The sequence below is a fragment of the Paenimyroides ummariense genome (genome assembly GCF_900115115.1).
Taxonomy (GTDB): domain Bacteria; phylum Bacteroidota; class Bacteroidia; order Flavobacteriales; family Flavobacteriaceae; genus Flavobacterium; species Flavobacterium ummariense.
In genome coordinates this window covers 38169-54492 of record NZ_FOVI01000021.1, presented here as the reverse complement: position 1 = coordinate 54492, position 16324 = coordinate 38169, and the positions used below count along the sequence as shown (strand labels likewise).

The 16324-nt window shown below is 30.6% G+C and carries 12 protein-coding genes; 1 reads left to right on the top strand and 11 read right to left on the bottom strand.

Annotated features, from left to right (window positions below; all coding sequences use genetic code 11):
• Nucleotides 1-97: 97 nt before the first annotated feature.
• The 8 genes from BM253_RS13305 to BM253_RS13270 all read right to left on the bottom strand — a co-directional run bounded on the left by BM253_RS13305 (nucleotide 98) and on the right by BM253_RS13270 (nucleotide 11442).
• Nucleotides 98-1132: a hypothetical protein gene (locus BM253_RS13305; protein WP_091525278.1), complete on the bottom strand. Its 1035-nt coding sequence runs from the start codon at nucleotides 1130-1132 to the stop codon at nucleotides 98-100.
• A gap of 48 nt (nucleotides 1133-1180) precedes the next feature.
• Nucleotides 1181-4852 carry a phosphoribosylformylglycinamidine synthase gene (gene purL / locus BM253_RS13300; RefSeq protein WP_091525276.1) on the bottom strand — a complete coding sequence of 1224 codons (3672 nt, stop codon included), beginning with the start codon at nucleotides 4850-4852 and terminating at the stop codon, nucleotides 1181-1183.
• A 72-nt stretch (nucleotides 4853-4924) separates the two neighbouring features.
• On the bottom strand, nucleotides 4925-6442 hold the full coding sequence (locus tag BM253_RS13295; protein WP_091525274.1) for a hypothetical protein: 1518 nt from the start codon (nucleotides 6440-6442) through the stop codon (nucleotides 4925-4927).
• A gap of 56 nt (nucleotides 6443-6498) precedes the next feature.
• Nucleotides 6499-7632 (bottom strand): glycosyltransferase family 4 protein, encoded by a 1134-nt coding sequence (locus BM253_RS13290; RefSeq protein WP_091525272.1) that lies wholly within the window; start codon nucleotides 7630-7632, stop codon nucleotides 6499-6501.
• Nucleotides 7633-7641: 9 nt separating this feature from the next.
• A complete protein-coding gene (locus BM253_RS13285; protein WP_091525270.1) occupies nucleotides 7642-8598 on the bottom strand; it encodes a WaaS/CpsH family glycosyltransferase in 957 nt (318 codons plus the stop codon).
• Nucleotides 8599-8608: 10 nt separating this feature from the next.
• The gene (locus tag BM253_RS13280) at nucleotides 8609-9562 is read right to left on the bottom strand and encodes a WaaS/CpsH family glycosyltransferase (protein WP_091525268.1); all 954 of its coding nucleotides are present in this window, start codon (nucleotides 9560-9562) and stop codon (nucleotides 8609-8611) included.
• A 3-nt stretch (nucleotides 9563-9565) separates the two neighbouring features.
• On the bottom strand, nucleotides 9566-10654 hold the full coding sequence (locus BM253_RS13275; protein WP_091525266.1) for a glycosyltransferase: 1089 nt from the start codon (nucleotides 10652-10654) through the stop codon (nucleotides 9566-9568).
• Nucleotides 10651-11442 (bottom strand): DUF5672 family protein, encoded by a 792-nt coding sequence (locus BM253_RS13270; protein WP_091525264.1) that lies wholly within the window; start codon nucleotides 11440-11442, stop codon nucleotides 10651-10653. The genes BM253_RS13275 and BM253_RS13270 overlap by 4 nt, the downstream gene beginning before the upstream one ends.
• Before the next feature lie 143 nt (nucleotides 11443-11585).
• Here BM253_RS13270 and BM253_RS13265 point away from each other — a divergent pair, with 143 nt between their 5' ends.
• Nucleotides 11586-12353: a lipopolysaccharide kinase InaA family protein gene (locus BM253_RS13265; protein WP_091525262.1), complete on the top strand. Its 768-nt coding sequence runs from the start codon at nucleotides 11586-11588 to the stop codon at nucleotides 12351-12353.
• Nucleotides 12354-12562: 209 nt separating this feature from the next.
• Here the strand turns inward: BM253_RS13265 and BM253_RS13260 are convergent, their stop codons facing one another.
• From BM253_RS13260 to BM253_RS13250, 3 genes are read right to left on the bottom strand one after another with little or no spacing between them, the layout of a single operon-like run.
• On the bottom strand, nucleotides 12563-13318 hold the full coding sequence (locus tag BM253_RS13260) for a glycosyltransferase family 2 protein (protein ID WP_091525260.1): 756 nt from the start codon (nucleotides 13316-13318) through the stop codon (nucleotides 12563-12565).
• Between the two features lie 41 nt (nucleotides 13319-13359).
• Entirely contained in the window at nucleotides 13360-14424 is a 1065-nt protein-coding gene (locus BM253_RS13255) for a glycosyltransferase family 9 protein (RefSeq protein ID WP_091525258.1), read from the bottom strand.
• A 42-nt stretch (nucleotides 14425-14466) separates the two neighbouring features.
• Nucleotides 14467-16320, bottom strand: a complete 1854-nt coding sequence (locus tag BM253_RS13250; protein WP_091525256.1) for an LTA synthase family protein — start codon at nucleotides 16318-16320, stop codon at nucleotides 14467-14469.
• Nucleotides 16321-16324 lie beyond the last annotated feature (4 nt).

Genomic DNA, 16324 nt, shown 5'->3' with positions numbered 1-16324 from the left:
TGAGAAGTCTTGAACTTCTCGCTGCTTAATAAAAATAGATATTATAAAAAAATCGTTATAAACAAAAGAAGGTGACCTTTTTAGACACCTTCTTTTTTTATAAACTAAATTCTATCAGCAAATATTCAGATTTTGATGGATTGTTAGTTTGGTTTGTATGAACAGCTTCAACAATCACACTTTTTTCATTAATCCAATATAAAGTATTTGGAACTATTTTAAAGTTTGTAAAGTTTGCCAGCAATTTTTCTTTAAAACGGAAATTATTATCTAAACCTGAAATTATAAGCAAACAGCCCGCATCATTGTCATTTATTAATTCGGCAAATTGTTGCGATTCTTTATGGTAAACCGGCAATGTGCTTTTATATTGAACTTCTTCCTGTGCATTTCGTTTGCTGTAGAAAGAATATAAAGTTTCATTATCTTCATTAACTCTGAAAACATACGATTGTAGAATAGGAGAGAAACCTAAAGATGTTGCAATACTTTCCTGTCCGGTTTCTTCGTCTATGTTTTTAATCGGAATTTCAACTTGTTCGCCGGAATTTGTTCTGAATGAATAAACACCTTTTTGACTATTTGTTTCGATGTTATTTTTCGAAAAAATAAAAGTAGTATTTCCCTTTCGTCTGTTTTGTAGATAACTCTGTTTGTTAATCAATTTTACAGTGCCGTATTTTTCAAACGATTTTGATTGATCGTCATAATCACCGTTTAAATTACTGTATCGAATTTCGTTTAAATCAACAGATTGCAGTGAAAATTCATCTTTCATTTTAAAGTGCTTTTTCTTTACAAAACCATTGTAACTTAACGGATTGTTTCCGTACGAAAAGTAATTTACTTCGTAAAACTCATCTGATTCATTTACTAGGAAAATTCTTTGAGAGGGCGAATTTTCAATCGTTTTAATCTGACTTTTTACGGTATCTGTTGAAGCAAATAAGGTAACCTGCTTATTGTTTATAAAAGACAATTCGTTTTGCTGACCATCAATATCAAAAGGAATTTCTTTAAATTGAATAATGGTATCATTTGTAGATGTATCCGTTTGATTCGCTTCCTTTTTACAAGAAATTGTCAAAATCAATCCAACAATAAAAAGAGATTTTACAAGTATGTTTTTCATAAATAATCTTTAAATGAACAAAAGCACCTAAAATTAGGTGCTTTTATATTATTTTTTGTTTGTTTCGCACCATTTGCGTGCATTCACAAAAGCTTCAACCCACGGAGAAACTTCATCTTTTCTTCCAGCCGGATAATTTGCCCAGTTCCAAGGGAAAACAGAACGTTCTATATGTGGCATGGTAACCAAGTGTCTTCCTGTTTTATCGCACATCATTGCCGTGTTATAATCAGATCCGTTTGGATTTGCCGGATACGCATCGTACGCATATTTAGCAACAATATTGTATTGATCTTCACTGTTTGGCAAGTTAAATTTACCTTCACCATGCGATATCCAAACTCCTAAGGTTGTTCCTGCCAAAGTTGACAACATAATGGAATTATTGTCTTGAACTTTTACCGAAACGAAGTTAGATTCGTGTTTTTGCGAAGTATTATGATGCATTTTTCCATGCACTTCATGATCTGGATTGATCAATTCCAACTCCATAAACAACTGGCAACCGTTACAAATACCAACCGACATGGTATCAGGGCGAGCAAAGAAATTCTTTAATGCGGTATTTGCCTTTTCGTTGTACATAAATGCACCAGCCCAACCTTTTGCCGAACCTAAAACATCTGAATTCGAGAATCCACCAACAGCACCAATAAACTGAATGTCTTCTAATGTTTCGCGACCAGAAATTAAATCGGTCATATGAACATCTTTTACATCAAAACCGGCTAAAAACATAGCATTAGCCATTTCTCTTTCAGAATTTGATCCTTTTTCACGAATAATTGCTGCTTTTGGTTTAGCAACCGTCGAATCGATCACAGGTTTCGCACCATTAAAATGGAAAGGGAAATTAAAACGTAAAGGTTGATTTTTGTAGTTCATTAAACGCTCACGCGCCATTCCGTTTTTAGATTGTTTTTTATCTAAATAATACGAAGTGATGAACCAAGTATCGCGTAATTCGTTGATGTTGAATACATACAATTCTTTACCAAAGAATACTTTTAAATCGTGCCCTTCAGAAGGAACGCCGATTTTTACAAACTCGATACCGTTTAACGACATTTTGTTTTCAAAAGCTACATCGTTCTGTGCCTGTAAAACAACCGCAATGTTCTCGTTAAACAAAGCTTTAATGATATCTGGTTCGTTCAAACCTGTTAAATCAATGTCCGCATCTAAATTATAGCCTGCAAAACACATTTCTAACAACGTAGTGATTAATCCACCCGAACCAACATCGTGACCAGCAGCAATTTGATTATCGTTAATTAAATCTTGAATAGTATTGAATGCTTTTTTGAAATAAGCAGCATCTGTTATGGTTGGAACATCGTTACCGATTTTGTTTAAAATCTGTGCAAAAGCTGATCCACCCAATTTAAGTTTATCTTTAGATAAATTGATGTAATAAATTGATCCTGCGCCTTTTGATAAAACCGGTTCAACCACTTTTTTAATATCTGAACAGTTTCCTGCTGCCGAAATAATTACCGTTCCCGGAGCAATAACATCACCTTCTGGATATTTTTGTTTCATTGAAAGAGAATCTTTTCCTGTTGGGATATTAATTCCTAATTCAATGGCAAAGTCAGCACAACCTTTAACAGCTTGATACAAACGTGCATCTTCACCTTTGTTATTACAAGCCCACATCCAGTTTGCAGATAACGAAATTCCGCTTAAACCGTCTTTTATTGGAGCAAAAATAATGTTCGATAACGCTTCACCAATCGCATTTCTACTTCCTGCAACCGGATCAACTAAAGCAGTGATAGGCGAGTGCCCAACGGTTGTTGCGATACCTTCTTTTCCTTTAAAATCAAGTGCCATAACACCAACATTGTTCAAAGGCAACTGTAACGTACCAACACATTGCTGTTTAGCTACACGACCACCAACGCAACGGTCAACCTTATTGGTTAACCAGTCTTTACAAGCAACAGATTCTAACTGTAAAACTTGGTTTAAGTAGTTGTAAACTTCTTCTTTTTCATATTCTAAATCTGCATAATTATAAACAACGGTTTCGTCATTCATAATTGTTTTTGGAGAAGAACCAAACATATCTTCTAAAGCAAAATCCATTGGTTTTGCTCCATTTGTAGCCGATTCAAAAGTAAAACGGTGGTTGTTAGTAACTTCACCCACATTGTACATTGGCGAACGCTCACGGTCTGCAACACGTTTTAAGGTATCAATATCATTTTTACCAATAACCAATCCCATACGTTCTTGAGATTCATTACCAATAATTTCTTTTGCTGATAACGTGGGATCGCCCACTGGTAATTTATCTAAATCGATTAATCCGCCGGTATTTTCTACCAATTCAGACAAACAGTTTAAGTGTCCGCCCGCACCGTGATCGTGAATAGACACGATTGGGTTAATATCGGCTTCAACCATACCACGAACCGCATTCGCAGCACGTTTTTGCATTTCAGGGTTTGAACGTTGAATGGCATTTAATTCGATACCAGATCCAAAAGCACCTGTATCTGCAGAAGAAACAGCTGCACCACCCATACCAATACGGTAGTTTTCACCACCTAAAATTACTATTTGATCGCCTTCTTTAGGCTCGTGTTTTTTAGCCTGACTTTCTTTACCGTAACCGATACCACCCGCTTGCATAATTACTTTATCATAACCAATCTTGCGGTTATTTTCTTCATGTTCAAAAGTTAAAACAGAACCTGTAATTAACGGCTGTCCGAATTTGTTTCCAAAATCTGAAGCTCCGTTTGATGCTTTAATTAAAATATCCATCGGAGTTTGGTACAACCAATTACGCTCTTTCATGCCATTTTCCCACTCACGATCATCAACCAAACGTGAATAAGACGTCATGTAAATCGCGGTTCCTGCCAATGGCAACGAACCTTGTCCACCTGCCAAACGATCGCGAATTTCTCCACCTGAACCTGTTGCTGCACCATTAAATGGTTCAACCGTAGTAGGGAAGTTGTGCGTTTCTGCTTTTAATGAAATTACCGAATCAAAGTCTTTTTCTGTATAGAAATCAGGTTTATCGGCAGAATTCGGAGCAAATTGAGTTACGCGTGGACCTTTTACAAAAGCCACATTATCTTTATATGCCGAAACAATTCCGTTTGGATTGGTTTCAGATGTACTTTTAATTAATTTGAATAACGAAGTTGGTTGTTCTTCACCATCAATTACAAAAGTGCCATTAAAAATTTTATGACGACAATGTTCTGAATTTACCTGTGAAAATCCGAATACTTCAGAATCGGTTAACTTTCTTCCTATTTTTGAAGCAACTTTGTTTAAATAATCAACTTCTTCATTGCTTAATGCCAAACCTTCTTGTTGGTTGTAAGCAGCAATATCTTCAATTTCTAAAACAGGTTGCGGGTCGATATTTACCGTAAACATGTCTTGCGTTAAAGAATCGTATTTTTGAGAAATCATCGGATCGAAATCGTTGAAATCTTCTTGTGCTTTCTGGAATTCTTCAATACGAATGATTCCGTTAATGCCCATATTCTGCGTAATTTCTACAGCATTTGTACTCCAAGGAGTAATCATTGCGGCACGCGGACCAACGAAATTTTGAGTTATTGAAGGAGTTTCTATTTGTGTAGCATTGCCAAAAAGCCAATTTAATTTAGCTACATCTTCTGTGTTTAACGGAATGAAAGTTTGTACAGCGTAAACCGTACCAGACGCATTTTCAAAAAATTGAATCATCGTTAAAAAGTTTGTTGTTGTGTTATTTGAAAATAAAGAACAAAATTACTACTAAAAATTTAGATTAGCAATTTAATCTACCGAAGAACTTACGTGTTGATAAGCCCCTAAATCTGCCGATGTTAACCTGCTTTTTCCTAATAAATCTTGTGCTGCCTGCTGTGCAAAAAACGGATTTCCGTAATTGATTAATGATGTCGCTTTATCGGTAATCATCAGTTCGTTTTTAGATGTATTTAGAAAATAAGGTTGATGTTCGTTGAAATTCTTTGCAAGTAAACAATTATTAAAATTGGCTGTATTGCTAAAATTATACGGAAAACTGGTAGTGTCGAACCTATTTGCCGAGTTTTGAAATTTCACTAACGAATATTCAAATTTAAAGGTAAAATTACTTTCTTTATTTGCCGGAATCATCAATAACGATTCGCTTGCATTGCCATAAATAATGCTATTTTTAAAGTGCGCATTTAACGCAAAAGCATTCGTTCCGTCGCCATTATTCATTATAACAGCCGTTTGATTTTGTCGACTCCAATAATTTGCAAACGTACAATGCGTAAAATCATACGTTCCGCCATTTGCAATAACCAAGCCTGCCACACCGCAATTATTTGTTACAATATTACTGCCCGTAACATTTGCTGTAGCTAATAAAAGTGCGGCTTCTTCACAATTGTATATTTGAAGATTCTCTAACGAAGCTGTTCCGTTATTCGCGTTGATCAACAAACCGTTAACCGCATTTTTTATGATGGTATTTTTAATATTGACATTACTATTCTGACCGATTAAAATTCCAGACCATTGCCCCGGAGTATCTTCAAAATTTGGTTCTAAACGATCGCCTTGAAATAAAATAGGAGTTTCGATTGATCCTTCTGCATTTATAGTTGATGTTGGGAATGAAACCAAAGCAGAATTTCTGTGAAAATGAATTTCTGTACCTGTAGAAATATTCAATGTTTTATTAGGTGGAACAGCTGCATATCCGTAGATAACATAGGGTTTATCGTTATTCCATTCTAATTCGTTGCCGTTTGTAGCATCATTTTCATCAAGAAAGAAACCGTAAATTTGATCGTCATTTATTGTAATGCTTTCGTAAGAACCATTTTGAAATTTTTGCGGATATAGAAAAACAGCATCTTTAACTAAGGTTACTAAATCTATTTTTTGTTGATTATTTCCTGCTTGAAACAAAATTTCATCGGTATATAAAAACTCTTTTCCGTTGGTTTGCTGTTTGATATCAACCGTTGTTTCAACAAAGATAAACATACTGTCTTTTGCCAATAGTTCAATGTTTTCGAAACTTTTTCCGGGCATTCCATCAACCATTAATCGGAAATTTGAATTATCGCCCTTACCCAATCTAATCGACGGAATTTTAATGTCTTTGTTGCTGTTGTTGTAAACCTTTAAATTGTAAGTACTTGATCCGATATTCGAAAAAATAGTATCCAAATAAACGGTATCTTTAGAAAATGTTAGTTCGGAACCAGTTGCAGGTTCAAAATTAAAATCGTCACGACACGAAGCAAGGCTTACCAAACAAACAATAAGTATGATGTTATATAGGAATTTCATTTTTGATTAATTTTAATAAATATAACGAAAATTGCAAAAATATAATGTGTACCAAGCTAATTATTTAATATACTTTTTAGTGCTTGATAATGTAATTGATTACTTTTTGCAGCTTTTAAATACTCATTGTAAGCCTCCAGAGCGTTACTTGTTTTTTGTTTAGCTAAGGTTGGGTTATTAATTATTGTTTCTATTTGGTTAACAAAATCATGAATATCTAAATAATTGGCATAAAAAATACAGTCATCATTTAATACTTCTGATGCACCAACTGCATTTCTAAACATTATTGTTGGTTTTTTAAACCTAGCAGCGTGCATAGCCATTAAAGAAAACGCATCTTCTCTTGAAGGTATTAAATAAATATGTGCAACATCTAAATAATTTAATGGTGTTGGTGTATGTGGAACTAATTCGATAAAATTTGTTAGTTGAAGTTTATCAATATCTAACTGAATTGCTTTTAAATATTCATTATTATTAAGAATGCCCACAATATAAATTTTAAATTGTAGATTTTGATTTTTTTCTTTTAAAAGGTGGGCAATTTGCGGAATTAAATCGGTTCCTTTAGTAAGATTTGGATGACCTATTGTTACCAGAGTTAATTCGTTTGTATTAAATTTTTTTTCGAAATTTAAATCTTTAATGAACGATTCTTCTGGAATTGTTGGGTAAATAATTGAACATTTCTCTGGCAGAACCTTATAATTTTCAACCAAATTAGTAACGGTAGCCTGCGATACTGCAAAAACGTGGTTTATATTTTTAAATTGATTGGCTGCTTTTTGTTTATCTAAATAAATATTGGTTAAAAACTTACTTTCATGTACATATAATAACGTTTTAATTTTGTTATTATGTTGTTTTAAACTGCTTAATAAATTTAAAGTAACAATAGTGTTTCCGTAAACTAAATCGTACTTGTTTTTTTTTAAAATACTGTGAATGTTAGTGTTTAACAGTTTAGCTATTTTGCCAAAAAAAGTCTTTTTTTTCTTGTTAATATAAAAATTGCGACTAATTTCTTTTAACTCTTTTTCAATTCCGCCAAAATAACTTAATACATAAATATCTATTACAAATTCATTTTTGTAATGCGTGTGCAAATAGTTTAAAAACGATAATAAAGCATTTGGAGCTCCGGTTTGTGAATCTTCGTGTAAAACAAATAAAATTTTTTTTGGCATTTTTAATAGTTATTTTAAAATAAAGTTTAACCAATTACTAATATGATATTTCTCGGCAACGGCTTTAGGTAACTTTTGGTAAGGATTGTTTAAAAAAGAGTTTGGAATGTTTAAATTATCAAAATCGTTTATAATAAATATATTGTCTGGATTATAGAAATCATATTTCATGATTTCAGAATTATTGGTTATCAGTTTTCGTTCTAAACCTAAACATTCATACGGCCGCATTGATAAACCTTTTTGGTTTGGGTGTGAAATATCTATAACCACTTTAGTATTATCGGCATATTGGTAAATCTGGGAAAAAGGTGTACTGTTTTCCGTTATTGTAACTCCTTCAACTTTTATTGGTTTAGATTTCGATTTAGTTTTTTTTGCAACAATTAAAGCTTTGGCATTCCAATTTTTCTGTCTTAAATAGGTAATCAACTTTATTACATTATTTAAACGTGCATCTTTTGATGCAAAAAAGAAAGCATCGTAAGTTGGTGTTGTATTAGAACTTTTGTGTATGTAAAAGTTAGAAATTTTTGTAAAATTATATTTAATGCAATCTTCTTCTTCAAAACTGTAATATTCATTAAAATAGGACACTGTTTCTTTTAATTTCGGAATTTTATCAAAGCTATCCCAATATACTACTTTACGCGATTTAATGTTTTCTTGAATAAACTTTAAAACTTTAGGATGCAGTAAATCAGGTCTGAAAATTAAACAAACATCATATTTTTTTTGTTGATTAATATGTTGTAATTGTTGTTTTGCTTTCCAATCTTTTTTTAATGTTTTATTTACGAATATTTTTCCAAAAAAATTAAAAATTTGCTCAAACGTGTTTTTGTATTGATAACTTTTAGGATCAATTTTAATCACATTATATTGATCCATTTTTTCTAACTGATTTAAAATGGCTATATCTATATCAAAATGGTTGGGTGCAAAAAACAATAAGTTTTGCTTCATGGGTAAATATTTAAAAATTAAAAGCGGTAGATATCCAATTTTCTACAGTATATTTTTTGTAAAGCTCTTCGGGTAATGGTTGATATTTAGAATTTAAAAAAGTATCAGGAATTATAATGTTTTCATTATCAATGACTAAAATGTTAATTTCGTTGTAAAAATCGTATTGTTTTATTGTTTGGTTATTAGTTATAACTTTCTTGTGTAAAGCCATTGCTTCAAAAAATCTGAAACTTAACCCCGTTTGATTTTGTCTAACCAAATCAATTAATATTTCGGCATCTTTCATTTTTCCTTCAACAATATCTAATTTTATATGGTGCTCTATTAAATGAATTTTTTTATTCACTTTTTTAGTTGCAGGATTTGCAACAATAAATTCGTAGTTTAAATTTTTGCTATCAAAAATATCTGCTATTTTACTTAACACCACTTCACGCTCGTGTGATTTAGATAAGATCATAAAAGCCTTGTTTTTGGGTTTAGGATTTATATGCTTATCTAAATAAATATAGTTTGTAAGCAATGATAAATTGTTATTATCAGCAACATCGTTAACATCGAATGAAAAAATATTGTCAAACAGCGTATCATGATTTTCAGGCAACGGCATTCTTGTCAATGAATCGTAATTATATGCAATAAATTTATTTGTTTTAGATCGTAATAAAGCTAAAATATCTTTTCTAAATAAAATTGCGTTTACAATTAAAGTATAATCTTGATTAGGCAATTCATTTATCATTTTAATTAAGGTTCTGTTGCGGTAATCTTTTTTTACATTTTTACCACAAAAAACTTTATTCAGAAAATTACCTACACGATGCCATTTGCTTTTATAATAATACTTAAATGCTTCTGAATTTATATCTAAAAAAGTAACAGTGTGGTTTTGTTCTGATAATTTTTCTGCGATTTTTTTATTAAAACCCCAAAGATCAAATGCTACAATTGTTATTTTCATAAATTACAAATTAGTATAAAAGTTATAATAATTTTCTTCTAAATTTTTTAAATCAAACTGCGATGTAACTAAATCGAATGAATATTTTTTGAATTTATTTGCGGTATCAGGTTGTTCTAGCAACAATAAACATTTTTCTGCTAAAAGATCTGCATCTCCAATCTCTGTTAAGTAACCATTAATTCCATCTTTTACAACTTCTGGAATTCCACCTGCTTTTGTTGAAACAATTGGAATTTTTGATGCAAAAGCTTCGTAAATAGTTAAAGGCAATCCTTCGGTAATCGACGTCATTAATAAAATATCAAATTCTTTTAAATAATCGGCAACATTTGTTTTAAAACCTAAAAAATAGATAATGTTTTGTAATTGTTTTGTTTGTACTAATTCTTTTAAAATTTGTTCTTCAGGTCCGGTTCCAAGAATAACGAACCGCACGTTTGAATTTTTTTCGATTACTTTTTCAGCGGTATTAATAAAAGTAACCAAATCTTTTTGCTTTGCTAAAGAAGATATATTTCCTATAATTTTAAGTTCTTCGGGAAAATTTAATTCTTTATGAATTAAACCTGTTTTGCTTTTATTGGCAAATTCCGAAACATTAATTGCATCATAAATTGTCAACAGTTTCTCTTTAGGAATATTTATATCTACAAAAATTTTTTCAACAGCTTTGGAAACGGAAACTATTTTGAAAATATATTTATTGTCATATTTCAGTTTTTTGAAAAAATTATTTTTAATAGTATTGTTTCTCTTGCGGCTGTAAATAATTTTTAAATCTTTTTTTACGAGCATTTTGGCTATGATTGCAGCAGATAGCGCACTTGAATCATGAATGTGTAAAATATCAATATTGAATTTTTTTACACATTTTATAATTGGTTTTATTAACGAAAAAACTTTGTTTTTTTTTGTGTACGCAATTACCTGTGCTTTGTCATTTAAGGCTTTTTTATACAAAACAGAATTTTCAGGACACAAAATATACTGATCTAATTCATCATACTTTTTTAAAAGATTATATATGGTGAACATTTGAGCGTCACCTCCGCGCCATTCTACAATTGATGTTACATTTAAAATTTTCATGATATGTATTTAGACCAAAATTTTACAACGCCCTTTTTATTAAATCCATGGCAAGCAAAAGGTAATTCGCTATTTAAATAACCAAAAGCAATTTCAGGTTTTCTGTCTACACAAAAACGTAAAGCTGTTTTATAATCAGGTTTTAAAAACGAATGTTTTTGTGGAACATACAATGACCAAAAAACATCTTCTATATGATAATTTTCTTTTTCTTTATGTTCTAAAAAATAGTTTATATTTTTAGATTCACTAATTGAAATTTCATGAAATTTAAAAGTTTTTCTTAAAGAGAAACCTCCGTTACCAACTTGATTTATATGATTGTATAATCTTTGTTTTAACCCAATTTTTTTCTTTATTTTATTAAAAACCGATCTTGATTCATGATTAAATAATATTTTTTTACTGTCTAGCCAGGGAGCACCAATGTAATCAAATCCTTTTGAAATCCAAAAAGACAATTCGTTTTTAAAAACATACGCATCGGTTTGGCAGATAAGCATATATTCATAATCTAAAAAAGCTTCATAAAAATGCGATGAAAGTAATAATTGATTATAGCCCTCAATTGATTTAAAAAATTGATCTTCAAATCTATAAATTTCATATTCAAATTGAATTTCATATTCTTTAAGAAAATTAATATCTAAAGATTTAGGAGCAATAAAGATAATAGGAAAACTTTTAAGATGTTGATTGACACTTTTTAATGATTTTATTTCGAAATCATTAAAAAACGTTCTATATATAGGAATTAAAATAACTACTTTCTTTGTGTCATTTTTCATTAAGCAATAACATTTTTATACAAATATAGGTATTTATTATATAAACGAAAGGGTATATGTTGGCACTTGATAAGATTTGTTAAATAATAAACCAAATACATTGCTATAATCGTTATTTTTGTAAACATAATATTAAAATTAGAATGAAGTTTATAATTAACCAAACTTTAAAAAACAACCAGTCTGATATTAAAAATTTTATTTTAAATTTTGATGTTGATGGAGAATTGTTAGTCAAAGGAAGCCGAAATACTATTAAAATTTTTCGTTTAAACGATCAATTGCTGAATATTAAAGCTTTTAAAAAGCCTAATTTACTTAATTCGTTTGTATATAGATTTATTCGCGATTCTAAAGCTAAACGTTCATATAATTATGCATTACGATTATTGAAAAGTGGTATTGGAACTCCGCAACCCATTGCATTTGCTGAATTTAATAAAGGAATTGGTCTAGGAAAAAGCTTTTACGTTTGCGAGCATATTGTTACAGAATATACTTACAGAGATTTAGTTCAAAATCCTGATTTGGAAAATCATGAGGCTATTTTACGTGCTTTTACCGTTTTTTGTTACAAATTGCATGAAGCAGGAGTGGAGTTTAAAGATCATTCGCCAGGAAATACACTGATAAAAATAAATGCAGACAATTCGTATTCGTTTTATTTGGTCGATTTAAACAGAATGCAGTTTCATGACGGAATGTCGTTTGAACAGCGCATGTATAATTTACGCCGATTAACGCCTAAGAAAGAAATGATTGCTGTTATGGCAAACGAATATGCGAAATTGTACACCCAAAAAAGTGAACAAGAAATTTTTAATTTGCTATGGAACTTAACAAGTGAATTTCAAATGAAATTCCACCGAAAACAAAAGCTTAAAAAGCGTATTAAATTTTGGAAAAAGTAATTTTTTAAACTACAGTAAGTAACTAAAAAAGCGTAGTGTATTATATAATTTTCACAGCTGCACAAATTTTTATGCTTTATTACAAGTAAAGCATTCAAAATCTGAGAAAATTTAATTATTATAAACTTTAATCTATAAAATTATATCTGTGGTAAAAAAAAATAAACAACAAATATTAAGTCTTTTATCTTTTGTCTATTTTCTTTTATCTACTTAGCTTGTTCTTTCATCAATCTAAACATTTCTTTATAACGTTCGTTAATTGCCTGTGCGTAAATTTTAGAGATAATGTATCCTTTTTTGCCGTCTAAAATTCCTAAACGAAAAAAATAACGGTTTAAAAAAGTATAAACAGGATGAAAAATAGACATAAAAACAGAGGGTTTTACGCCTTTTTTTATTTTTTCTAAGGCTTTAAGTTTGTTATAATAAACAACTTTATCTTTAAAATGCCCATAACTGCTGTAAGAATAATGCGTTAAGTAATTTTGTAATGTTCCGGTATTGGCAATGTTTAATTTTTCGTGAACCAAACCGCGGTATTGTGCACCTTCTTTTTTAAAAAGACGTAAATTTTTATCGGTTCTTAAACCCGAAAACCCCATAGGCCGATCTAAAAAATAAAACTTACGTTTAAAATAATATCCTTGTTTGGTTTCATTTAAAGAAACGGTTTTTAAGATTTCGTTTCTAAGGTTTTCAGAAATTCTTTCATCGGCATCAATAAACAAAATCCAGTTGTGTGCAGCGTATTTTAAGGCAATATTTCTTTGAGAAGAAAAATCTTGAAATGTATGTTGATACACTTTTATATTAGAAAATTCTTTTAAAATAGCCAAAGTGTCATCGGTACTAAAAGAATCAACTACAACAATTTCATCGGCAAAATCAAGATTATGTATCAATTGTTTGATATTTTTTGCTTCGTTTAAAGTGATGATTAATGCAGAAATCTTTGTACTCAAGGGATGTTGTTTTTAATGAATGCTTTATTGTAACAAATCTATTATTTTAAATGTAAATCAAGAAATTTTCTTAACTTTTCTTTAAATAAATCAAACTCAAAAAGGGCGTAATAAGCAGCTACCTGTTTTTTAATTTTTTTGTTAGATAAATTTGCTAGTTTTTCGGGAAAATAATCTTTTAAATGAACACTTGTATGATTAATTCCGTCTTCAAATGTTGCCCAAACGTTTTTATCAATCCAAGGCGAAAAAACAATAAACGATTTTTTTGCTAAAGCCTTTGTCATATTAATTGCTCCACCATCGTTACCAATAATCAAATCACATTCATTTGCCAAAGCTATAAACGAACGTAAATCGCCGCCCAATAAATCAAAATAAATGTTAGATTGTGTTTTGGCTGATAATTGATTATAAACTTCTTTTGCTTGATTTTTTTGCGATGGAAAATAATTAAACAAAATATTAACATTGTAATTCAATCCTAAAAAATCGACCATTTGTGCCATTTTTTCCAACGGATAGGTTTTGGTAGGATCTGACCCCAGTAAGCTAATCATTACGGTTTTTCTGTCAGTATTTACTAAATGTTCTTTTAAGCTTTTTCGAGCTTTTTCAACTTCTTTTTCGGTTAAATATAATTTGGGTTCTGTTACTAAAGGTTTTTCAATCCCTAAAGGTTTTAACAATGCTAAACGATGTTCAATTGCCAAACCCAAGTGCGATTTTGGTTGGCTGTGTTTAATTACATTATTGGTATATAAAAACGTTCTGAAAGGCTTTTTATACGAAATTTTTTTAGGTGCATTGTTTATAAAAACATTTATCCAGCTTTGCATTTTAGAGTAAGCATCAATAACAACATCGTACGTGTTTTTATTGATTTTTTTGCTAAAACGAATCAGTTTTAATAAACCTTTAGTTTCGTTTTCGTTAAAAACAATCAATTGGTCAATATACGGATTGTTTTCAAGAACAGGCAATGTGTTACTGTTTATTAAGTAATGAACAACCACATTAGGAAAAGCTTTTTTGAGATTTTCGCACAACAAAGAAGTAATAAGCACGTCGCCAATCATCTTATGTTGAATTATTAAAATCTTCATATTTTATCTGTTGTTGTTACAAAACTAAAAAAAATAATCGGGTTACTGAATCGTTAATTCATTTTTTGAAACTCTGTGATTAAAAGATTGAATATACGCTTTTATAAAACGTTCCATTTTTTCTTTCGTTTTAGGTTCTTTATCGGTCAGATTTGTTTTTAGCAACGGATCTTTTTTCCAGTTATAAAGCCCTAATGTTTTAGTTCCATCGAAAGCTAAATAAAAATCACCCATTTCTAAATTATAAACATTGTCTAAATAATTTACAACGAAATCTTGAGTTGATTGATATGATTTTCCGTAGCTTATAATTTTGGTATTCAATTGTAAATAATCCATTAAGCTTGGCAAAATATCAATTTGCTGAAAATTCTTTTCGTTAATTCCAACCATTGTTTCGTTACCCGGTACATAAAATAAAATCGGGATCCGGAATTTGCCTACATTGTTTTTGTATTTTGGTTCTTCGCCGGTTGACGAAGTGTGATCTGAAGTAATTACAAAAATGGTATTGTTATACCAAGGCATTTTTTTAGCAGATTCAAAGAATTTTTTCAAGGCAAAATCTGAATAAGCAATAGATTCGTGGATTTCGGTTGTTCCCTTTGGAAATTTTCCTTTGTATTTTTTAGGAATTGTAAAAGGTGCGTGCGATGAAATGGTAAATAACGTGGTAAAAAACGGTTGTTTAAAAGAGGTTAATTCTTTGGCAAAGAATTGTAAAAAATCTTCATCGAAAACGCCCCATTTTCCATCGAAAGACTCCGGACCTTTGTATTCGTTTTTACCATAATACTTATCAAAACCGGCAACAGCAGCGTATTGGTCAAAGTTTTGACTGCCATTAAAAGCACCGTGAAAAAATGACGTGTTGTAGCCGTTATCTTTTAATATTTTAGGTAATCCGTAAATATTATTTACTGCATAACTCGATGAAATAAAACTTTTGTTCATTAAACTTGGAACACTTGAAATAGTTGAAGGAACTGCATCAATTGATAATTTTCCGTTGGCAAATCCGTTTTCAAAAAAATAACTCTTTGTAATTAGCGAGTCCAGAAAAGGCGTTTGTCCGCGTTGGATATTTTCTCTTCCAAAACTTTCTAATATCAGCAAAACAACATTTTTTTTGTTTGCCGTTTCGTAATTAAAGGTTTGAATAGGATTAAAAATGGCTGCGGCTTCTTTATCATCAAAATAGTGTTTTTCTTTAAGGTTTTCTTTTTTGCTAAGTGTCTTCATAACCGTAAACGGTGTGTTGAGAACTAAAGCCGAAGTTCCTATTGGACCGTATTTAGAAGCATCTACAATTCTAAGGGGTTTGCGACCAACTCCTCGTCCGGCGGCAAACAATAAACCTAAAATCAAGAAAAGTGTAACAGAAGATTTTAAAGTGGAAGAACTTTTTATGTTTTGAAATTTTATTCTTTTAAGCAAAAACCAAAAAAGGATTAAAGTTGTTGCCATAAAAAGCGGAATTTGCCAGTAATCTACAAAATAAGAAACAATTAATCCGCCAATTTCGTTAGTCATTCCTTCGGCTGTAATCATACTAAAAGAACTTCGTCTGCCTACAAACCTAAAATATTCATAATCGATAAAATTCATACACATAAAAATTCCGTTCACTAAAAAGAAACTTGTGAAAAGGAACTTTTGGTACGTTTTATTTTGCTGAAATTTTCCGGGAATTAAATGAAGAATAGCAAAAAGCAGATTGATATAACCCAAGGCTGACAAGTCAAATAAAAGCCCGCCAATAAAGACTTTACTGTTTATTTCAGGAAAAAAAGATTGGTTGTAAAGATAAAATCCTACTCGGATTAATTGATAAATAATTACCAATAAAAGGAATCGTTGGATAAAAAGGTTAAGTGTATTTTTAGTTTTATTCATAATT